Origin of the sequence: Corynebacterium sp. HMSC078A10, from assembly GCF_001811565.1 — a bacterium.
GTDB classification, from domain to species: domain Bacteria; phylum Actinomycetota; class Actinomycetes; order Mycobacteriales; family Mycobacteriaceae; genus Corynebacterium; species Corynebacterium hesseae.
In genome coordinates, this window is record NZ_KV805230.1 from 48,065 (window position 1) to 70,124 (window position 22,060).

A 22,060-nucleotide genomic window follows, 5' to 3' on the forward strand; every position below is an offset into this window, starting at 1 on the left:
TTATCGCTTCCTCGTAAAGTTGGCCACCGAGGTGTTCGTCAGCACGGCAAAGAGCAGCATGGCGCCGAGGAAGAACTTGAACCAGTCGGGGTTCCAGCCGGCGTACACGATGCCTTGGTTCGTCATGCCGAAGATGAGCGCGCCGATGGCCGTGCCCACCGCCGTACCGCGCCCGCCGGTCATGGAACATCCGCCAATGACCGCGGCGATGATGTAGAGGAACTCGTTACCAATGCCCTGGCCGGCCTGGATGGAGTCGAAGGCAAAGAGGGTGTGCATGCCCACGAACCACGCCGCGAAGCCGACGAGCATGAACAGCGCCACCTTGACGCGGCGCACGGGAACGCCGACGGCGCGGGCGGCTTCATCATCGCCGCCGACAGCAAAAATCCAGTTGCCCCAGCGCGTCTTGTACAGCACCCACGACGCAATGGCGACGAAGAGGATCCACCAGATGACGGTGGCGCGGATGCTCAAGCCACCGATGTGGATGGTGCCGGCAAAAATGACGCGGGCCGAGCTGAATCCTTCCATGTCAGCGATGGTCGGGGTGGCCACCTGGCCGGTCACCAGCTTGGTAATCGCCAGGTTGAGGCCCTGCAGCATGAGGAAAGCCGCCAGCGTAATAAGGAAGGAATCGATCTTGGTGCGCACCACGAGGAAGCCGTTGAGCGCACCGATGGCCAGCGCGGTCAGCAAGGAAAGGCCCACGCCGACCCACGAGTTGAGGTGGAAGTTGTAGTTGAGCATGGTGGCCACGAGCGCCGCGGAGGTCACCGCCACGCCGGAGGACAAATCGAACTCATTACCAATCATGAGCAGGCCCACCGCCAAGGCCACGATGCCCAGCGTGGAACTGGCATAAAGCACCGTGGAGAAAGCCTCAACAGAACGGAAGGCGGGCGCCACGATCATGAAGAGGACGAAGATGACCACCGCGCCGAGCAGGCTGGCCAGCTCCGGGCGGCGGATGAGGCGCGCGAAGCCGCTACGGCGGGTCAGGCGGGTATCGGCGGGGTGTGATTGCACCTCGTCGGATGCAGTCGTGGCTTCGCTCATCGCAGACCTTCCTTAGCGGATTCGGAGATGATGTCCACGTTGGTGGAATCCACGAAGGAGGGGCCGGTATAAACCGGGCGGCCGCCGCCCATGGTGGATCCGTTGCGGTGCGCCAACCACAGCGAGTCGACGGCGAGGTAGCCCTGCATATAGGGCTGCTGGTCGACGGCCCACTGGATACGCTTATCCGCGATGGCTCCGACAAGCTCGGCGTTGGTGTCGAAGGTGGAGACCTTGGCCTTGGAGGAGGCGTCGGCAACCGCGTCGGCGGAGCGCATGGCCACGGAGGCCTGCAGCGCCATGACCCAGTCGATGGAAGGATCCTGGCTCAGCTTCGCGTTAATGGTGGACTGCGCGGCGGTCAGATCCTTGCCGTTGACGTACAGGAGCTCAACCTTGCCGTTGTCCAGCCCCTTCTTCACGCCGGCGCAGCGCGACTCCTGCGAGGAGTTGCCTTGCTCGTGGATAACGCACAAGACGTGCTTGGCGCCCTCATCCTTGAGGCGCTCGCCGGCCTTGGTGCCGGCCACCTTTTCTTCCTGGCCGAAGAAAGCGCTCATGCCGTACTTCTGGTAATCATCCATGCCGGCGTTAAGCCCCACGGTGGGGATGCCGGCATCGGAAGCCTTCTTGGCCACAGGTCCAATCGCCCCGGAGTTGGGCATGGTCACGGCGATGCCATCCACGCCGGAGTCGATGGCGGACTGCACCAGGTTTGCCTGGTTGGGTGCTTCCGGGTCCGAGGAGTAGCGCAGCTCGATATTGTCCTTGCGGGCGGCATCCTCCGCGCCTTTGCGCACGAGGTCCCAGTAGGTATCCCCCGGCGCGCCGTGGGAGATCATGGCGACGACAAGGCGCTCGGTGTCGACGCCACCGGCTAGCTCGCCGTCAGCGTCGGGGCGGGGCGCGCCACCGGTGGCCGAACATGCTGTAAGCACGGCGACGGCAGCGACCGAGATGAGACCTAGCAGTGGTTTCTTAGCATTTTTCACCCTTGCATGGTGCCCCAGATTGGGGGACTTCTCCAACACGTCTGACCTGCTTCTTTATCGTTCCAGAGGGTACAAGCTGGGGATACTCCACGGTTTGCTACCCCCGTTGAGCCGTGCTTCCTCCCTCCGGATCCAAGGTGCCTCCGCGCAGGCGCGCGGACTCGCTTAGCAGCACTGCGGCCTCGCGTTCAGCTACCTCGGCGGCTGTGCCCGCCCCCAGGTTGCGGCTCACCGGCCGCTCGTACAGGGCGGGCCCGCCGCGCATGGCTTTTTCCAGGCGCCGCAAGCCACACCGCTCCCGCTCGCCGGCGGCTGAGCGCCATGCTTCGGCCTCGGCCTCACCCCGCTCACGAACCAGCGCGGCATAAAACGCACCCGGGTGCACAAGCGCGATGAGGGCGGAGACATGCCCGAATCCCAGGGAGGTCACCAAGCCGGCTTTCGGCGGGGTGCAGCGCAGGTCCAACGGTTGGCGCAGCCACACCAGGTGCGGGTGGCGGCGCAGCACGGGGTCAACGCAATCAAGCGAACGGTTCGGCGGAAGGACTCCACTACGCAACACCTGAGTCAGACCGATGAGCTGGAAGGCGGCGGCACCGCCCTGGGCGTGCCCGGTAAGGCTCTTCTGCGAAACCACATACAGCGGGTTGCCGGGGCTGCGGCCAAGCGCGGCGGCGATGCGCTCGTGCAGGTCAGATTCGTTGGGGTCGTTGGCGTTGGTGGACGTATCGTGCTTCGACACCACCGCGATATCGTCCGCGCCCACGCCGAGGGCCTTCAGCGAGCGGGCCAGGCGGGAGTCCTGCCCACCCCGCGCCGCCGAGAGCGCGCCCATGCCCGGCGCGGGGATGGAGGTGTGCGCGCCGTCGGCGAAGGACTCGGCAAAGCCCACCACGCCAAGCACCGGCAACCCCATCTCGGCCGCGAAGGTTCCCCGCGCAAGCAGGATGGTTCCGCCGCCTTCGGATTCCACGAAGCCGCCGCGGCGACGGTCGTTAGCGCGGGAGAAGAACCGATGCTCAATCCCCTTCGCCGCCATCTCCGCGCTATCGGCCGTGGCCGCCATGTCCCCGAACCCGGTGATTCCCTCAATCGACAGGGCGTCGATGCCGCCGGCCACGACGAAGTCCGCTTTGCGCAGGCGCAGCTTGTCGACGCCCTCCTCCACCGACACTGCCGCCGTGGCACAGGCGGCCACGGGGTGCACCATCTGGCCATAGCCGCCGACATAGGACTGCATCACGTGCGCGGCAATGACGTTGGGCAGCGCTTCCTGGAGGATGTCATTGGGCCGCGGCTGGGCCAAGAGCTTATCGACGTACAGCGAGCGCAGCGCCTCCTGGCCTGCCATGCCGGTTCCCTGGGTGGAGCTCACGCGCGCCGGGTGGATGTGGGCTAAGAGCTCGGCGGGGCTAAAGCCCGCTGACAGGAAGGCCTCCACAGCGCACACGAGGTTCCACAGGGCGAGGCGGTCGAGGTTATCCACCATGTCCGCGGGGATGCCGTAGACCTGTGGGTCGAAGCCCTCCGGAATCTGGCCGCCCACAAAGCGGGTCATGGCCACGCGGCGCGGTACGCGCACCGACGAGCCCGCGGTCCGGGTGACCTGCCATTCATCCTCACCGGTCGCATCAGTGACGCGGCGCAGCGTAGTGCCCTCGCAGCTGTCGACGAAGCTGCGCGCCGTCTCTTCGTCCTGCACAGTGAAGCTCAGTGGCTTCTCCAAGTAGATGGTGGTCAGCTCGGGCGCGAGGTTATCCACCATGGGCAGGTGCGGGCCGAAGTCATCGTGGAAGCGACGCACACCAATCCCGGCGAGCACCTCGTCGTGGAAGCGCGCGTAGACGTCTTCCTCGGCTACCTCCTCTCCTTCGGCCGTCAGCCATCCGGCTGTGCGCTCATCCCAGCTGATGAGCCCGCGGCTCCAGGCCAGCTCCAGCACTCCGGCGGCGGAGAGATCACCGCCGACCTCCGCCTCAAAGCGAGTACGCGATGAACCCAGCGGGCCGAGCTCGCCGGCCCCGACGATGACCACCATGTCCTCGAGGGACTGCGTCACGCCGTTGAAGTCTGGGCTGGTGCACTCGGCAGGTCTGAGAACGTTCGGCAGGGCCTTTACCGTTCGCGGCGCCTTCCCTTCGCGCAAACTAGCGGCTGCGCTCGATGCGTCGCTGTTCTCGGGTTGCGCCGCGCGGGCCAGCTCCGCCAAGTCCAGCTCGGCCTCGGCCAGCCCGCCGGTGAGGTCAGCGTTCAGCGGTGAGGACGCTGCCTGGGCGCGGATGTGGGGGGAGGCGGTGGCGTCGATAAGCTGCACCGCCATCTCCTTCGCCGAGAAGGTCCGCACGCCGCGGGCCTCCACCTGCGCAACCAGCGGATCGTTGCCACTCATCAGGCCGGTGCCGCGCACCCACCCGATCTGGGCATGCACCAGCGAGGTCCGCGCACCCCAGCTGGATTGCTCGGAAGACCAGCGGTTAACCAATGCATCGAGGGCCGCCTTGGCCTCGCCGTAGGCGCCGTCGCCGCCGAAGCGCCCGCGGTTCGGCGAGCCCGGAAGCACCACGTGCAACCGGTGGCCAACATGTGTATCCGCGCCCACGGCGGACAGCGACGCGATGAGCTTCTCCACCGACCACAGCAGCAGACGCATCTGGGACTCCGCCCCTGCCCCGGCATCCACAAGAGTGCCGGCCACACGCGGCGCGGCGAAGGGGAAGAGAAGATCCGGCACGTAAGCCGGCTTCAGTCGCACGGACTCACCACCCACGGTGGCGGTGCGCTCCGCCGCAATCCATTCCGCAAGCGCGTCCACGTCCGCGAAGGAATTGAGGTTCGCTGGAACGACCCATAGTGCTGCCGCGCCGACGGCCCGGCTGCGGTAGAGCTCCTTATAGAACTCGAGGCGCTCGTGGCTTAGCTGGGAGGTCGTGGCGATCACGGTCGCTCCTTCCGCGAGCAGCTCGCCGATGAGCTCGGCGGCAATCGAACCCGGCGAGCCTCCCGTCACCACGGCCACCTGGCCGGCGAAGAGCAATCCGTCGGCCGGGGTGCGGGCATCGCGGGCTAGGTCCTCATAGCCGAAGTGCTCGGCCAGGAGCGCAACCTCCTCGCCGGTGCCCAGCACGTCCAGCTCGGGCTCGGCTTCCCCGGCGGCGGCCGCGCGGGCGATGTCCTCGCGGGCGGTGGCCCAGTGGTCGTCGAGAAGCACTGCCTTGCGCGCATCGAAAGCGGAGGCGACTTGTCGCTGCCAGTCCGGGCCGAGCTCCGCTGCAACGAGCTGCTCCAGCTCCGGAAGCGCAGTGCTCTCAACCTCGTCGGTTGGCGCCACCTCGCGGCCCAGGGCGGCGAGTGCCGCGCGGGCGGAGTCCTCCAGCGCCGCTTCGAGGCGCTCGGTATAGGCGCGCACCGCCTCCGGGTCCACGGTCTCGGTCGGCGTGGCCAAAGCTTGCTTCTGCAGCGAGACTCCTTCGCGCTCGCCGGCGGCGCTCACGGAGGCGTCGATGAGCGCATCGAGCTCAGCAACCGACGCCGCACCGGTCATGGGCAAGCTGGCCAGCTCCCCGCCGCGCAGCGATGAGCCCTCGCGCGTGCCCAGGACCAGCTGTGCAATAGCGCGATCGGCCCAGCCCGGGCCCAATCCCCAGGTACTGCTCACGTACTCGGCCACGTAGCTCGGCTTCTTGCCCGCGGGCCCGGTAAGCCGGTTGATAGCCTGCGCGACGTGCTCCGCGAGGACCTCCCCAAACGTTGCATAGCCCGGCGCGCGCCGCGCCACGCTCTCCGCCAGCTGCGAGATGGGTGCGTCCGCGGCATTCTCGATGGCGCTGATACCGAACTCCACGCCGAGGTCAACAAGCAACTGGTTGCGACGGGAGGACACGCCTTCCACGAGGGTTTCTATGGAATCGGTCGCCGCCATCTGATCAGGGCGGACCTTCGTCCACAACGCGATGAGCATTTCCAAGGCCTGGTACACGCTGAGCGGAAGATCCTCGACGGCGGCTGGGGCCTCCTCGCGCGGGGCGTGCACGGAGTCTTCCCGGTGTGCGCTCTCAATTGGCTGCCTCGACTCAGGCTCATCTGCCTGTGCTTCGACGGCGTCCGCAGAATCCTTCGCTGCTGACTCGGGTGCCGTCTCGGCGTCTTCGGCAAAGACCCGCCCACGGTCACGCTCGTAGTTGAGCACCTCGATGCCTGCGCTGCCCGCATACTGGGGCAGGCGCAGTGTTTGGCCCAGCATGTTGGTCAGCGTGGGCGCGGTGCCAACGCCAACCTCGATGAAACGCTCCACGTCGAGCTGCCCAAGGAGCAGGTCCTGGGTCTCTATCCAGCGCACCGGGGAGGCAAACTGCCAGGCCAAAAGCTCGATGAGCAGGGTGCGGCCCAGGCGCGCCGGGCATGCCATAGCGCCATCGAAATCCGAGAGGATCTCCTCGATAGGCTCCGAGTCCACCACTTCTGCGATGTCCTCCACGAACTCGCGGCTGAGCGCGAAGGGCCGCGCCACGAGGTTAGGAATATAGCGCCCCACCAGCACGTCGAGGTTGATCTCTTCAGGGATGAGTGCATCGAGGTGGGCGCGGAAATCCGCCACGCCGCCCACTAAGCGGGAGGAGTGGAAGGGCACGTCAATCCCCGGGATGGGGATGACGGCGCGTTGCCCGGGGGCGCGGTGCTCGGCGTCGCTCGCCAGCGCATCCAGGCCCGTCTTCGTTCCGGCGACCGCGTATTGGCGCCCGGCGATATTGTGGTTGACCACTTCGAGGAACTCACCCGTCTCCGCGGCCACGCGGACGACATGGGCGAAGGCCTCGCTCGCGCTCATCCCCATCTTGTGCGGGCGCAGCGCCGCCAAACCATAGAGGGACTGGCCAGCGGAATCGCGCTCGACCAGACGGTGCATGGTCAGCCCGCGGACATAAACAATATCCAGGACCGCCTCCAAGGACAGGACCCCAGCATAGGCGGCCAGGGCGTTGTACTCGCCCACCGAGTGGCCAGCGAAGAAGGCACCGGAATCGAGCACCCCGGCTTCCTTAAGCGCCGCGATCTGTGCGCAGCCCAGGGTGGCCATGGCCACCTGCGTGAACTGCGTCAGATAAAGCACCCCGTCCGGGTGCGTGAAGGTCTCACCACCCACCACCACGGTGTCGGGGTTGTGGCGGACAATCTCCAGGATGGAGAAGCTCAAGCTCTGTCGCGTGTGCTTGTCCGCGCGCTCCCACACCGCACGCGCCGCTGCGGATTCCGCATAGTCCTTCATCCCCATCCCCGGGGACTGGATGCCCTGGCCGGGAAAGGCATAGAAGGTGGTGGGGCTGCTCATCGTTGCTCGCGCCTGCAGCACCGGCACGCCGTGGCTGGTGGCGGTCACGCTGCGGACCTCACCGTAGCCGCGCCGCTTGTCGACGCCCACCCGTTCCACCACAAACTCCACCTCACTGCCCGGCAGCACGGGTGCAAGCCAGGTAGCGGACCACTCGAGGACGCGGGAGTTGTCGAAGGCCGCGGCCGCCTGCGCCAGCGCTGAGGTCCACATGCCGTGGACGATGGGGCCTTCACGATGCCCCGCCAATGCCGCCGCGCTCGCGGACAGGTGGATGGGGTTCCTATCCCCCGTGACCACGGCGAAAGGCAGCAAGGATTCCGGTGTCACAGCGCTGGTGCGGTGGCGGAAGGAGCGCGGTGTCTCACGGAAGGACAGCTCTGCGCTGTTTTCTTGTGAGCCTTGAACTGTGGCGCCCACGGTCTCAAGCGCGGCGTCACCGCGGCGCCCGGTGATAAGGAAGCGCTCGTGCATCTGCGCGAATTCATGTTCTTCTCCGCGGACGGCTGTAGTCACGCCGACAGAAACGTCGACTACGCGCCCCGACGGTGTATCGCGTATCTCCTCCAACTCAGCGGTGTAGCGCAGGTCCAAAGGCTCGGAGCCCGGCGCGGCGCTGGCCCGAAGCAGCTCCCAGGTATCTGGTTTGAGGCTCAGCGAGTGCTCGAGGTGGACCAGGTCGAGAAAGCCCTCCACTACCGGCTCCCCTGACTGCGTGTGGGCACCGGCCAGCACAGCGAAGGTGGCCGGCCAGGCGGGGCCGACGAGGACATCGGGCGAGACAGTAGCGCTCATCTCCCCGCTGGTCACCGCGCTGTAGTGGGCGATGTCGGTGGTGCTGAGGTGAGCGCTGACCGTCGCGGTCCCGGAGCTAACGTCCGGAAGGTCACCGCCGACGGCCTGGCGCAGCAGCTCCCGCATGGCGGTCTCGGCATCCTCGACCCTAACGAGTGGTGAGGCACCCGGAATGCTCGGCGGAGTGATACGAATGCGCAGCTCAGCTCCAGAGTGGAACGGAACCGTCAACCACATGGCGCCGTCACCGGCAGGTTCCAGCTCGGTGCCATCAAGCCCAAGGCGCAGGGGGTTGGGCTGCTCGCGCCCGGCCCAATTCAGGCTCGGGGCGCGGCGGATGAGCTCTTCGTCGCTCATGTTGAGCTCGCCTGCAAGCCCCTTGTCGAACTCTGCGTCGGAGGCGTCGAGAAGCCCGAGCACCGCCTGCTCGAAGCGGCCGAGTATCTGTGCCACCAGCTCGTTGGCCTGCGCGATTCCCTCAACGGCTGACGTGCCAGGGATGATGCAGACCTCATCGGCCTCGTAATGCTCATCGTGTGCCTGCCACAGGGTGTCGCGGCGCCAGCGGCGGCGTACGTCAGCATCGATGACCGGCACAAAGTTTGCGGGTTTGCCGGGACCATCCACGAGCTGAATGAACCACGCGGCGTCGGTCGGGTGCAGCGCCGCGTCACCGTAGAGTTCGGTTAGCTGGGCAACTGCCTCAGCCGGGTTCTCGCGGTCAACCTCAACGCGCAGCTCGATCTCGCCGTGATCGGCCGGGTGGAGGCGGGCTTCGGCGCGAGCCACCATGCGGGTAAACCGACTCAACCAGGATTCATCGACCCAGCCGTCCAGGTAGGACAGCTCAAGGTAGCGCTGCAGCCACTCGGCATAGGTCATCTCATCGAGGTCCCCGAAGTAGGGCTTGCACGTACGCCCGATGGCCTCAATGATTTCCGCGCGGCGCGCCTCCACGGCCGCGGCATCGCCGGCCACCTCATCCAGCAGGCGCCCGGCGCGGGCGAAGGAATTGTCCAGCTCATGAATGTCCGCGCCCAGGTCCGAGCGGCCCGACACAACGTCCCCGCTGTGCGCGGCGACAAGAGCCTGCTTCACCGACTCGGATGCGGTGGACTCCTTCGCCGCCATGGCAGCGGTGCCCACCATGATGGCGTCGACTGGCGCCGCGGGCAGGCCGAAGCGCTGCGCCCATGTACCCAGCAGGTACTCCGCGCCACGCGCCGGGGTGCCGATTCCCCCGCCAACGGCGAGGAGGACATTGTCACGCTCACGGATCCGCGCGTAGGTAGCAACAAGGACCTCATCGAGGCCTTCTAGGGAATGGTGGCCACCGGCCGCGCTACCTTCCAGCTGCATGATTACGGTGTCCTGAGGGAGAGCATCGGCGATGCGGAGCACCTCCTCCACCTGCGCCGAAGTTCCCGGCTTGAAGGCGACCCAGGGGATGTTTGCCGTGTGGAACTTTTCCACCAGCTCTACCGCCTCCTCCACAGGAGGAATGCCGGCGGAAATCACCACGCCGTTGATGGGTGCTCCTGCGGCGCGCGCTCGCAGAATCGAGTTTGGCCCCTCAATCTGGCAGCGCCACTGGGAGGCCGCGAGGTACAGCGCATTGAACTGGGCGTTCACCCCTGGCTTTAGCAGCCGGCGCAGGGTATGCAGGTTCTCCTGCAGGATGTCATCGGTGTGCTGACCCCCGCCGGCCAGCTCCGCCCAGTGCCCGGCGTTGGCGGCCGCGGCGACGATGGCCGGATCCACCGTGGTGGGGGTCATCCCGGGGAGCATGACCGGTGAGTAACCGGTGGCCTGCGTAAAGGCAGTCATCAGACGCCCGTCTGCCACTCGCGGTGCCCACTCGGACCACGCGCGCGGCAGAACGGGTGCGCGGCCCGGCTCCACGAGCTGGGCCAACCCTTCCGGTGCAGCGACCGCCAGCGTGCCCACACCGCGCCCGGCCACGATATCCCGAGTCAGCGGCTCCACCCCACGGGTGGGCCCGATTTCCAGAATCCAACGCGCCCCGGCCTGAAGCGCTGTGTCAACGCGCTCGGGCCAATCCACGTAATCGGACAATACCGCCCGCGCGAGCTGCGCGGTGGGCTCAGGATCCAGTCCGATCCGGTCCGCCCAGATTTCCACCTGTTCCACCGCACACTGCATGGTGGGATGGTGGAAAGCGGCTGACACGTCAAGGTCGGAAACGGTAACTGCGGCGGGCTTCCCTTCCTCCCCTTCCGCCTGAGTCGCGTCCTCTTGCAGCGCGTCCTTCACCCGGGAAAGCTCAGCCGGTGTTCCGACGATGACGAAGCGCCCCCGCCCGTTATCGAGTCCGATATGGGCGCCGGCGTCGCGTAGTTGCTGCTTCGTCGCGCCGGTCACCGCCGCCATGGGCGCGCCCTGCGGGGTGCGGACCAGCCCAGCACTGCGTGCGGTTGTCTCCAGAGCCGCGCCGATGAGGCGTGCCAGCGCCAGAGCCTCGGCTGGGCTCATGCGTCCCTCAACGACCGCCGCGGCAAGCACGCCCTGGGAATGTCCGATGCTGGTGACGGCATCCTCGAGTTCTATTCCCTGCGCACGCAGTGATTCGAGGACCGCTAGCTGCGCGGTGAGGATGCCGGGGGTGGAAAGCGAGGCGTCGGCAAGCGCGTGCGCCCACGCCGGCTCCTCGTCTGCCCAGGCCAAAGGGGCAAACCCGTGCGGAGCAGCAGCCAGAAGCTCCTCCTCCAGCGGGGCGAGGAGTTCCTCGGCCGCGGAGAGGAACGCCGCTATCATGGGTCGGACGCCGGTGGCGAGGGCATCGCGCAACGTCGGCAGCCAGGCATAACCCTGACCGGAGAAAGACAGCGCAAAGGGCTCGGAGCCCAAGCGCGCAGACAAAGGCGACAAAGGCGCAGAGACGTGAAAATCAGACACCTGCACTACTCCCCCAAGGTGTGGGCGACGAGTTGAACCGCCTCTTCGAGGGAAGACTGGGCCTTCGGCTCAGGCGCATCACAAAAGACCTGGCAGGCGTGGTCCGGGACAACCTCGGCCGAGCGCGTCAGACCGCGTTCAGCGAGGTACTCGTCAAAGAACATATCGATACTCATACCGTGTGCCGATTCTACCCACTAGGATCAATGCGTCATGGCCTCTCGTACCCCGTTCTTCATCGCCGCGCTGCTCAACGCCGCGGTAGCAGTACTAGTGGCCATCGGCCTTATCCTCCCCGCCCCAACCGAACCTACGCCCGAGCGGCCCAGCTCCACTACGTCAGCGGCGCCCACGCAGAAAGGCCCAGCAGAAGAACAAGCCGAAGAGGCCACACCCGCGCCAAGCATTGCGCCGGACATCGCCGAAGCTCTCGCCGCCTTAGAATCCTTGGAGGTCAAAGGCCGCGCGCCCAAAACCGGCTATGAGCGCGAAGAGTTTGGCCAGGCGTGGTCCGATGACGTCACGGTGGAGTTCGGCCACAACGGCTGCGATACCCGCAATGACATCCTTCGCAGGGACCTGGATCCAGAGAGCCTTGTTCTCAAGGAAGGAACTCACGACTGCGTGGCGCTTTCCGGCACCTTGCACGATCCCTATTCGGGCCAGGACATTGAGTTCCAGCGCGGGGCGCAGACATCCCGTGCGGTACAGATCGATCACGTTGTGCCGCTTGCCGACGCCTGGCAGAAAGGCGCCCAGCAATGGTCACCAGAAAAACGCCGCGACTTTGCTAATGATCCCCGCAACCTCCTTGCCGTCGATGGTCCCCTCAACCAGCAAAAAGGCGCTGGCGATGCCGCCACGTGGCTGCCACCTAACAAAGGATTTCGCTGCGAATATGCGCGCCGCATCGTAGAGGTGAAGGCGGCCTATGAAATCTGGGTCACGGCGGCGGAGAAGGATGCGCTCCGTCGGCTACTGAATGCTTGCTGAGTATTTTTACCCCTTTTAGATGCCCTGATACCCCTCCCACTACCCCCGAAATTATGCGCATAATATTCACTCACCCCTAAACGGTTATGCAGGGTTTTCGGCGGCGGGAACCTTGGTGCGCACTGCACCTACATTCCTCACGCCCGATAATTTCTATAGGCCTATTAATATGTAATAAATGCAACCTACGGACGTGCAGGTGATACCCCCCATGAAACAAAAACAATAAATCTTTCCCTCCTGTCTCACATTTCTTTTAATATGTGACACAGCACCTAGCCTGAGGTCTAGGTCACATGGATGCCGTGAGTTTTCACGGCTCCATACTTCCCAAACCCGTTGAGACCACACCCTGCGAAGGAATAGTGATGTTCAAGTACATCATCAAGAAGACCGCCAGCTGGCTGGTAGTCATCTTCCTCGCGACTAATATCGCGTACCTCCTGGCCGCAACCTTCCTTGATCCCCGATCAAATTATGTCGGCCGCAACCCACCGCTCGGGCCGGAAGAAATCGGCCGCATCCTCACGCCACTCGGCCTCAACCCGGAGACCCCTCTCATTGAGCGCTGGTGGGGATGGCTGTCCAACATCATCTTCCACTGGGACTGGGGTACCTCCCCTCTCGGTGACCCGGTCAGCGCACAAATCGGGCACCGCGCTCTCGTCTCGGCACAGCTACTGCTCGTGGCCACGATTCTCTCCGTCGTCATCGGCGTCGCCCTCGGCGTCTACACCGCCTCCCGCCAGTACAAGGCGGCCGACCGCTTCTGGCAGGGAGTCTCCATCATCACGATGAACACGCACGTCGTCGTGGCCTCCATCTTGGTCGTCGCCGGTGGTCTGTGGATCAACCGCGTGACCGGCCACCGCGTAGTCTACGTGACGGGCGCTTCCAGCCTCGGCGTCGAAGGCTTCTTCCCCAAGCTGCTGGATATGGCGCAGCACCTCATCTTGCCGTCCATCTCGCTCATCATCATCAGCTACGCCGGCTACCACATGATGCAGCGCACCTTGCTGCTGGATAACTTGAACGCCGACTATGTGCGCACCGCCCGGGCCAAGGGCCTCACGCGCTCCCAGGCCATCCGCAAGCACGCCCTGCGCACCTCCATCATTCCGGTCGCAACCTCCGTGGCCTTCTCCGTTCCCGGTATCTTCACCGGCGCCATCATGACGGAAACCATCTTCGCGTGGAAGGGAATGGGCCAGTACTTCATCGAAACCATCAGCCGCAACGACGTCAACGGCACCACCGCCGTCGCCGCATTCGGTGCCGTCATGATTGCCTTCTCCGCAATCCTGGCTGACCTCGTCGTCGTCGCCCTCGATCCGCGAGTAAGGGTGAGCTAAATGTCTCCAGAAAAGAAATCTACGTCGCCACGCTCCGAAGCGCGCCACACCGAGCGCCACCGCCGCAACGACCTCGCTATCGATACGGCAGCTGATAACCTCGGCGTGCGCCCGCATGCCGCCACTGCGGACTTTTCACCGCAGACCGAACCCAGCGCACAATCCGCACTCGGCTCCGGCGTCGACGTCGATGACGCACAGCGCAAGCAATTCTCCAGCAGCGATTTCCGCGGCACCTCCAAACTCAAGCTGTACGTTCGCCGCTTCTTCCGCAACAAGGCAGCTGCCGTCGGACTCGTCATCTTCGTGCTACTCGCGCTACTCTCCATCTTCGGCAGCTACCTCACCCCGTGGTCCTTCGACGAGCCTGACTTCTTCAACCTCTCCACCGGGCCTTCCCCGGAGCACTGGTTCGGAACCACGGACTCCGGAAACGATCTCTTTGCGCAGACCGTCCACGGCTTGGGCCGCTCGCTGATCATCGCACTCATCGTCTCGCTGGCTTCTACCCTGCTGTCCGCCTTCATCGGCGCGGCCGCGGCCATGTACGGCGGCGCGGTGGAAAAGGTCATCCTGGCAGTCATTCACTTCTTGCTGGCTATCCCGACCTTCCTGCTCATCGCCCTGGTGGTGTCTGATTCCGGCGGTGACTGGAAGCTGCTCATCGTGGTGCTCATCGCCTTCGGCTGGATGTACCCGGCGCGCGTCATCTGGGCCATGGCGCTCAGCGTGCGCGAGAACGACTATGTCCGTGCCGCCGACTACATGGGAGTCTCGCGTCTGCGCACCATCTTCCGCCACGTGGTTCCCAATATCGGCTCGCTGCTCATCATCCAGGCGGCCCTGGGCGTGGTGTCCACCATCATGTCGGAGACCGCACTGTCCTTCCTGGGCTTGGGCGTGAAGCTTCCCGACGTCTCCCTGGGCACCCTCCTGGCCGGCGGCGCCAACGCCGTCGAGGCCTCGCCCTGGCTCTTCTACTTCCCCGCAGGCATCCTCACGCTGCTGACCGTCTCCATGGCGTTCATCGCCGACGGCCTGCGCGATGCCATTGACCCCAACTCGAACTCCGGAGGCCGAGCATGACCCCGCAGAATACTGCACACACCGCCAACGCCGTCCCGGCCCGCCGCGCCACCGACTCCACTGCATCCACCGAGCCGGTGCTGTCCGTGCGCAACCTCACCGTCACCTTCCCCTCGGAGGCCGGCTCCGTCCACGCGGTGCGTGGCGTCGACTTCGACCTCATGCCGGGCCGCACCCTGGCGATTGTGGGCGAGTCAGGCTCCGGTAAGTCCGTGACCTCTTTGGCCGTCATGGGCCTGTTGCCCGACTACGCCAAGGTGGAAGGCTCCGTGGTCTATGCCGGCACCGAGCTCATTGGCAAGTCCGACAAGGAAATGTCGAAGATCCGCGGCAAGGATATCGCCATGATCTTCCAGGATCCTCTCTCCTCCCTGACCCCGGTGTTCTCCATCGGTGACCAGCTCATCGAAGCCATCCAAACCCACCGCGATGTCTCCACGAAGGAAGCGGAGAAAGAGGCCATTCGCCTGCTCGAGCTCGTCGGCATCCCGGAGGCGGAAAAGCGCGTGAAGTCCTTCCCGCACGAATTCTCCGGCGGCATGCGCCAGCGCGTCGTCATCGCTATTGCCATGGCCAACAACCCGCGCGTCATCATCGCCGACGAGCCCACCACTGCGCTCGACGTCACCATCCAGGCCCAGATCCTGGAGGTCCTCAAGGTGGCCCAGCGCGAAACGGGCGCCGCGGTCATCATGATTACCCACGACATGGGTGTAGTCGCCGGCACCGCCGACGACGTCCTGGTCATGTACGCCGGGCGCCCGGTGGAGCTCGGTGATGTCGACACTATCTTCAACAACCCCAAGATGCCCTATACCGTGGGTCTTCTCGGGTCGACGCCGCGCGTGGACAAGGCCACCGACGAACCACTGACCCCCATCGTGGGTACCCCGCCGCAGCTTATCGACGTCGCCGCCGAATGCCCCTTCGCGGACCGCTGCCCGGTGGTGAAGGATGAGTGCCGAACCTTGGAACCGAAGCTGCGCGCGCTTGACGACGTCCCCGGGCACTTCGCCTCCTGCCTGCGCTCCGATGAGATCGAGGACGGCACCATCGGCGGCGAGCGCATGTACCCGTTGCCGAAGATTTCCGCCGATACCCTGGGCGATACTCCCTACGAGCAGCGGCCGGTTACCTTGGAGGTCAAGAACCTGGTCAAAGACTTCCCGCTCATCAAGGGAGCAATTCTCAAACGCCGCGTCGGCACAGTACACGCGGTCAAGAACGTCAGCTTCGACGTGCACCAGGGCGAGTGCTTTGCCATCGTGGGCGAGTCCGGCTCCGGCAAGACCACCACCCTGCTGGAAATCATGGACCTCAACCCGCCAGAGGGTTCCACCATCGTGGTCAACGGCACCAACACCTCCGGTTTGAGCGCGTCGGCGCGCCGCAAGCTGCGCAAGGATATCCAAATCGTCTTCCAGGACCCGATGAGCTCGCTCAACCCGCGTATGACCATCCGCGAGATCATCGCCGAGCCGCTGGAGTCGCTGGGGTATGAGGGGGACGTCGGCCAGCGCGTGGCCGAGCTGATGCAGCTCGTCGGTCTTGAGTCCCACCAGGTGGACCGCTTCCCCGGACACTTCTCCGGCGGACAGCGCCAGCGCATCGGCCTGGCCCGTGCTCTGGCCACCAACCCCTCCATCGTGGTGCTCGACGAGCCCGTTTCCGCCCTCGATGTGTCCATCCAGGCCGGCATCATCAACCTGCTGCACGACCTGAAGAACCGCCTGGGCATCTCCCTGGTCTTCGTGGCCCACGACCTCTCCGTGGTGCGCCACCTTTCCGACAAGGTCGCCGTGATGTACAAGGGCGACTTCGTGGAATACGGCCCCACGGACGAGGTCTTTGACAACCCGCAACACGCCTATACCCGCGCGCTGCTCTCCGCCATCCCGGTGCCGGATCCAGCCGTGGAACGTGACCGGGTACGCGAGATTTACCAGCCCGCCGAAACCCCGGCTTAGCAAGACTTATAACTAAATACTCACCTTTGTCTCCATGTTTCCTCTCGAAAGGACACACACATGAATATGAAGCTCCGCAGGACCGCCCTCGCAGTGGTCACCGCCTCTGCCCTCATCCTGACCGGCTGCGCCTCCGATGGCGGCTCCGGCTCCGATGGATCAGGCAATTCCGCCTCCGGCGAGAAGCTCGACGTCAAGCTGGACGGCTCCTACAACCCCAAGGACCGCTCCGAGCTCAAGGAGGGTGGCGAGCTGCGCTTGGCTATCGACGAGATCTCCCAGCAGCAGAACACCTTCCAGGCCGACGCCACCTCATACACCCTGAGCCTGTGGAAGTACTACAACCCGCAAATTGGCCTCTTCGATGGCGCGGGGGAGTTCCACGTCAACAATGACTACATCACCGACGTCAAAGACGAAGAAAAGGACGGAAAGACTGTCGTCACCTTCACCATCCACGAGAAGGCGCAGTACAACGACGGTACTCCGATTGACTGGAAATCCTTTGAGAACACGTGGAAGTTCAACAACGGTGAGAACAAGGACGTCAACGTTAGCGCCACCGACGGCTACGAGCTCATCGAGTCCGTCAAGCCGGGTGAGAACGACAAGCAGGCCGTCATCACCTTTAAACAGGCCTATCCGTGGTGGCAGGGTCTGTTCAACGTCCTGCTCCCGCCACAGGTTGACTCCGCGGAGAAGTTCAACGAGGCCTACCTGGGCAAGGTCCACCCGGAGTGGGGTGCGGGCCCGTACAAGGTCGAAAGCGTCGACTTCAAGAACGGCAGCGCTACCTTCGTTCCGAACGAGAAGTGGTGGGGTGATAAGCCATTCCTAGACAAGGTGACCTACCGCCAGATGGAGGACCAGGCCTCAATCAACGCGTTCAAGGCCGGCGAAATTGACGCCACCGGCGTGGCCAACAAGGAACGCCTGGCGGCCGTAAAGGACATGCCAGACGTTGAAATTCGCACCGCCATGACCCCAGGCAAGAACCTGTACACGCTCAACTCCAAGAACGAGATCCTCTCTGATATCAAGGTGCGCGAAGCCATCATGACTGGCATCGACCGCGCCACGCTCTCCGGCATCCGCTTCAACGGACTCAACGGCTACACCGAGGACCTGCCAGGTTCCTTCAACCTCTACCAAACCCAGAAGGGCTACGAGGACAACGTTGGCGCGGTCATCACGTTCGACCCGGAGAAAGCTAAGTCGCTCCTCGATGAGGCCGGATGGAAGGAAGGCAGCGACGGCATCCGCGAGAAGGACGGCAAGAAGCTGTCCATGCGCTACACGCTGCTGGGAGATTCTTCCATCAGCAAGGCCATGGCCACCGCCACCCAAAAGATGATGAAGGATATCGGCGTGGACCTGAAGGTGGAGGAACGCCCAGTCTCTGACTTCTCCGAGATCACCTCCAAGTACGACTTCGATATTCTGCCTATGGGTTTCTCCTCCGGCGATCCCTTCGGTGTCGCTTACTTCGGCCAGACCTATCGCACCGGCTCCCAGCTCAACCGCTCCGGCACGGGCACACCAGAACTGGACAAGAAGATCGACGAGCTATCCCAGATCGCTGACCCAGACGAGCAGATCAAAAAATCCAATGAGCTGGAGAAAGAGGCCCTTGCCCAGTACGGCATCATTCCTATCTTCAACGGCCCGACCATGGTTGCGACCCACCCCGATATCGCAAACTTCGGCGCCAACTCCTTCGCCGTCATCGAGGTGGAGAACATCGGCTACACCAAGTAAGTAACGGCCGCCTAGCACCACCCAAGGCAGCGAAAGAGGGCCTTCCCCAAGCGGGAAGGCCCTCTTTTTATGTGCTGAGCTTAGTCTTAAGCGCTGTGCTTAGTTATTGCCCTTGTTGAGCTGGTTGCGCAGCTGGTCAAAATAGTCGCGCGCGCTCTGCGGCTGGTTATTGCCCTGCGGCGGGGAAGGGAAGCTCGGAATCTGGCTAAAGCCCTGGCCCTGCTGTGGTGCGTTCTGCACCTGCTGCTGTGCTTGTTGCTGCGCGCGCTGCGCCTGCTCCATCATCTCAGCATCGCGGCGGGCGCGCTCGTCGCGCTCATGGCGCTCCTGCTCCTCGCGGCGGCGACGTGCAGCACCGGAATCCTCACGGCTGTGCTTGTTGTCGGACAGGGAAACCGACGGCTTCGGCGCTTCATTAATAGCGTTGGTGGACAGCAGTGCGTCGCGCATACCGCCGAAGAGATCCTGCATGCCGCCCGGATTAGACGGCATGTAGAGCACATTGGTGTGGGCGCGGTCGGCCACGTCTACCATGGCGTCGAGGTACTGGGAGACCAGCATGAGGGTCTCGGGGTTCTCTTGCACGCCGGCAGCACGCAGCAGCTCATACTGCTGGGCAATACCTTCGACGATCTCCTTACGCTGGTCAGCCACACCGCGACCCTGCAGCTTCTTGGCCTCGGCAGCACCTTCGGCCTCCTTGACCACGCGGATCTTCTCGGCCTCTGCCTGGGCAACGGCCGCCTCGCGCTCACGCTGCGCCGCGTTAATGGAGTTCATGGACTCGCGCACGCGGGCATCCGGGCGGATATCGGTGACCAGGGTATTGACGAAGTTCCAGCCATAGGCGGCCATGTTATCGCGCAGGGACATCGCCACGTTGCGGGCGATGGTGTCCTTGGATGAGAAGGAATCATCCAGGTTCATGTTTGCCACGGAGGAGCGGACGTTGTCCTGAACGTAAGCCACGATCTGCTGCTCGTGGTTGGACAGGGTGTAGAAGGCCTGGCGCTCGCTGCCTTGAACTACCTCGTACTGCACGGCAACGGGGATCTGGACGAAGACGTTGTCCTTGGTCTTGGTTTCCACCATGACGTCGAGCTGACGGATCTGCAGGCTGATCTTGGCGCGCACGCGGTCGACATAAGGCACCTTGAAGTGCAAGCCCGCGTGAGCAACGTTCACGAACTTGCCCATCCGCTCAATGATGGCGGCCTCCTTCGTCCGGACGATGTAGAAACCGTCGAAGGCGGTGGCAATAATAATTAGAAGAATCACGCCGATGACGATGAGTCCGCCCATAGGCTTATCCTTTCTGCTTCGGTTGGATTTTCCTAACCAGTTTGCCACACGGTGACCACCACCACATCTTGGGGGAGATTGCTCCCCGAACGCACTCGACGCCCGTTAACGCTCGTCAGCCGCCCGGAAGAGCTCGCCCAAAATCCCCGCGCCGTCTTCGCTAATACCGTTGTGCTGGAAGCGGTTGGTCACCACCGGGCGCAAGTCACGATAGGTCTCCCCCGTGGCAAGGGAATCTTCGAAGGGCACGAAGATATCGTCAAGGTAGATGGCGGCGGAGGCGGTCACGGGGGCGTCGGCAAGCACGGCAGCATCGTACGGCGAGCTTACCCACTCGTGGGCGGCGAGTTCCTCGGCGGCCTGCTTGAAGGGGCGCAGCGCCGGGTCCTCGTCGAACTGCCAAGGGAAAATGTGCTCGCCGGTCAGATAGGTGCCTTCCTCGGCGAACTCGGGGAATTCCTCGCGCACGCGGTGCGCCGCCCAACCAGTCACAGCCTGGCCGCCGACGCCACCGTAAATGGACTCATGAATCGCCGCGTAGAGAGGACCGGCCTGGAAGCTCACGCGGCTACCGACGTTGTTGAGGAAGTCCGAACGCAAGCGCTTCTCGCCGTTCACGGTGCGGAAAGGCTCCTCCAGCAGGTAACCCAGAGAATCGAATCCGGTACCGCGGCCCAGTTCGATGCCGATAGTGCGGAAGCGGCGGGAGGACAGGCGCTCCCCTGTCGGCAGCAGCTCTTCCGAGTTGTCCAGGTGGTGGATGAGCTCCTCGATGCGTGCTTGAGCCCACGGGAACTGGGCATAGAAACGTTCGTGACGCACCTTGAGCTTGGCAAAGGTCGTGCGGTAGAGATCATCCGCACCTTTGGTCAGGGTGGGCAGGCCGCCGGTAAGGAAGGCGCGGCCGATGGAATCGGGGAACATCGAAATATAGGCGGTAATGATGAAGCCGCCAAAGGATTGGCCGTAGAGATCCCAGGAGTCCTCGCCGAGGTGCTCGCGCAGGTGCTCGGCATCGCGCACGATATTCTCCTGCCGCAGCTGCGCTAGGCGCGCAGCGCTGCGATCCTCAGCGGGGCTGAGCTCATCGATGCGGTGGCTGCGCCCAGTGCCGCGCTGGTCCATGAGGATCCAGCGGTAGCGCTCCAGGCCTTTCCCGATGAGCCCGGTGGCACCCGTCGGCCGCGGTGCCGGGAAACCCGGCCCGCCCTGGTTATAGAGCAGCGCCGGGTAATTCTCACCGCCCGGCGGGATGATCTCCCGGGCGTAGAGCTCGAACTCCCCCGCGGCTGGATTGTCATAGTCCCAGGGGACGGTGATGGTGTGTTCCTTGATGGTGTGGCCGAAGCGTTTCATGCTTCTAGTAGACCACGAAACCTTCCTTGCGGAACACCTCGCGAATCTTCTCCACGTCTTCCGGCTTCGGCGGCTTTGTATCCTCCAGGGTGTACGGGTAGCCCAGCTCGTGCCACTTGTCCGCGCCCATGTTGTGGAAGGGCAGCACCTCGACGCGCTCAACGTTGCTCTTCCAGCGGGAGACAATGTTGGCCACGTTGGCGACATTCTCGGGGCTGTCGGTAAGCCCCGGCACCACCACGAAGCGGATCCAGACCGGCTTGCCTATGGCGTTGAGGCGATCCCCAAAGTCGATCGTCGGCTGCAGCTCGCGGCGGGTGACCTTTTTATAGGTCTCCTCGTCACCAGACTTGACGTCGAGCAGCACCAGGTCGATGTTGTCTAGATCCTCATCGCGCAGGCGCGCGCCGAGGTAACCCGAGGTGTCGATCGTGGTGTGGATGCCTGCATCGTGGACTTCCTTGAGCAGGCGCCGCGCGAAGGCGATCTGGAAGAGCGGCTCACCGCCCGAAATGGTCAGCCCACCACCGGAGGCCTTGAAGACGGGCTTATAGCGCTTGATGCGCTTGACCACATCCTCGATGCGCTCCAAGGTTCCGACCTTCATCTCCATGGTGTCGGGGTTATGGCAATACTGGCAGCGCAACGGGCAACCCGACATGAACATGGTCATGCGGGTTCCGGGTCCATCCACGGCCGTCACCAGCTCCCAGGAGTGCACGAGCGCGACATCGCCAGAGCGGCGGGCCTGCATCAACTCCGGGCGGGTGTAGCCCTCGAGGTCATTATCCGTTCCTAAACCGGCGGCGGCGCCGCGCACCTTCTCCCCTTCTTCAGGGTTGAGGTGCACGACGCCGGTAATGCCATCTGCCATTTAGGAGCCCTGGTGGAAGGTACGGGAGATGACGTCGAGCTGCTGCTCGCGGGTGAGCTTCACGAAGTTCACCGCGTAGCCGGAAACGCGGACCGTGAGGTTCGGGTACTTCTCCGGGTGCTCAACGGCGTCCTCCAGGGTGGACTTGTCCAGGACGTTGATGTTGGCGTGGTAGAGGCCCGAGTTCATGTTGTTGGCGGTGCGGCTGGCCTTCATGGAAGCGAGGCGCTCGTCGAAAGTTTTGGTTGCCATGTTGTGTTCTCCTTAGGAAGTGGTGTGGATGT

Annotated in this window: 13 protein-coding genes; 5 read left to right on the forward strand and 8 right to left on the reverse strand. The window is 64.2% G+C overall.

Translation table 11 applies throughout. From position 1 onward, the window contains the following. From HMPREF2808_RS12550 to HMPREF2808_RS13570, 4 genes are all read right to left on the reverse strand, one after another. Positions 1-1,059, reverse strand: coding sequence for an ABC transporter permease (locus HMPREF2808_RS12550; protein ID WP_070525336.1), 1,059 nt, complete (start codon positions 1,057-1,059; stop codon positions 1-3). Beyond that, the gene (locus HMPREF2808_RS12555; RefSeq protein WP_070625032.1) at positions 1,056-2,051 is read right to left on the reverse strand and encodes a substrate-binding domain-containing protein; all 996 of its coding nucleotides are present in this window, start codon (positions 2,049-2,051) and stop codon (positions 1,056-1,058) included. Before HMPREF2808_RS12555 ends, HMPREF2808_RS12550 begins: the two co-directional genes overlap by 4 nt. A gap of 97 nt (positions 2,052-2,148) precedes the next feature. Then, positions 2,149-11,088, reverse strand: a complete 8,940-nt coding sequence (locus HMPREF2808_RS12560; protein ID WP_070625034.1) for a type I polyketide synthase — start codon at positions 11,086-11,088, stop codon at positions 2,149-2,151. Positions 11,089-11,093: 5 nt separating this feature from the next. Further along, a complete protein-coding gene (locus tag HMPREF2808_RS13570) occupies positions 11,094-11,264 on the reverse strand; it encodes a hypothetical protein (RefSeq protein ID WP_154737095.1) in 171 nt (56 codons plus the stop codon). Between the two features lie 37 nt (positions 11,265-11,301). Between HMPREF2808_RS13570 and HMPREF2808_RS12565 the strand changes: the two genes are divergently transcribed. The 5 genes from HMPREF2808_RS12565 (at position 11,302) to HMPREF2808_RS12585 (ending at position 18,244) form a co-directional block, all read left to right on the forward strand. Then, entirely contained in the window at positions 11,302-12,081 is a 780-nt protein-coding gene (locus tag HMPREF2808_RS12565) for an HNH endonuclease family protein (protein WP_070596645.1), read from the forward strand. Positions 12,082-12,449: 368 nt separating this feature from the next. Further along, positions 12,450-13,433, forward strand: a complete 984-nt coding sequence (locus HMPREF2808_RS12570; protein ID WP_070530021.1) for an ABC transporter permease — start codon at positions 12,450-12,452, stop codon at positions 13,431-13,433. After that, positions 13,434-14,519 carry an ABC transporter permease gene (locus tag HMPREF2808_RS12575; RefSeq protein ID WP_070522354.1) on the forward strand — a complete coding sequence of 362 codons (1,086 nt, stop codon included), beginning with the start codon at positions 13,434-13,436 and terminating at the stop codon, positions 14,517-14,519. It abuts the gene before it with no gap. Next, positions 14,516-16,486 (forward strand): ABC transporter ATP-binding protein, encoded by a 1,971-nt coding sequence (locus HMPREF2808_RS12580; RefSeq protein ID WP_070624982.1) that lies wholly within the window; start codon positions 14,516-14,518, stop codon positions 16,484-16,486. The genes HMPREF2808_RS12575 and HMPREF2808_RS12580 overlap by 4 nt, the downstream gene beginning before the upstream one ends. A gap of 60 nt (positions 16,487-16,546) precedes the next feature. Then, on the forward strand, positions 16,547-18,244 hold the full coding sequence (locus HMPREF2808_RS12585) for an ABC transporter family substrate-binding protein (protein WP_070624984.1): 1,698 nt from the start codon (positions 16,547-16,549) through the stop codon (positions 18,242-18,244). Positions 18,245-18,343: 99 nt separating this feature from the next. Here HMPREF2808_RS12585 and HMPREF2808_RS12590 read toward each other — a convergent pair whose 3' ends face one another. The 4 genes from HMPREF2808_RS12590 to grcA2 form a co-directional block, all read right to left on the reverse strand. Then, complete coding sequence (locus tag HMPREF2808_RS12590) at positions 18,344-19,546, reverse strand: SPFH domain-containing protein (RefSeq protein WP_070624987.1); 1,203 nt, start codon at positions 19,544-19,546, stop codon at positions 18,344-18,346. A gap of 105 nt (positions 19,547-19,651) precedes the next feature. Further along, entirely contained in the window at positions 19,652-20,902 is a 1,251-nt protein-coding gene (locus HMPREF2808_RS12595; RefSeq protein WP_070624989.1) for an alpha/beta fold hydrolase, read from the reverse strand. A 4-nt stretch (positions 20,903-20,906) separates the two neighbouring features. Next, complete coding sequence (gene pflA, locus HMPREF2808_RS12600; RefSeq protein WP_070624991.1) at positions 20,907-21,776, reverse strand: pyruvate formate-lyase-activating protein; 870 nt, start codon at positions 21,774-21,776, stop codon at positions 20,907-20,909. Further along, positions 21,777-22,028, reverse strand: coding sequence for an autonomous glycyl radical cofactor GrcA2 (gene grcA2 / locus HMPREF2808_RS12605; protein ID WP_070525314.1), 252 nt, complete (start codon positions 22,026-22,028; stop codon positions 21,777-21,779). Between the last annotated feature and the right edge of the window lie 32 nt (positions 22,029-22,060).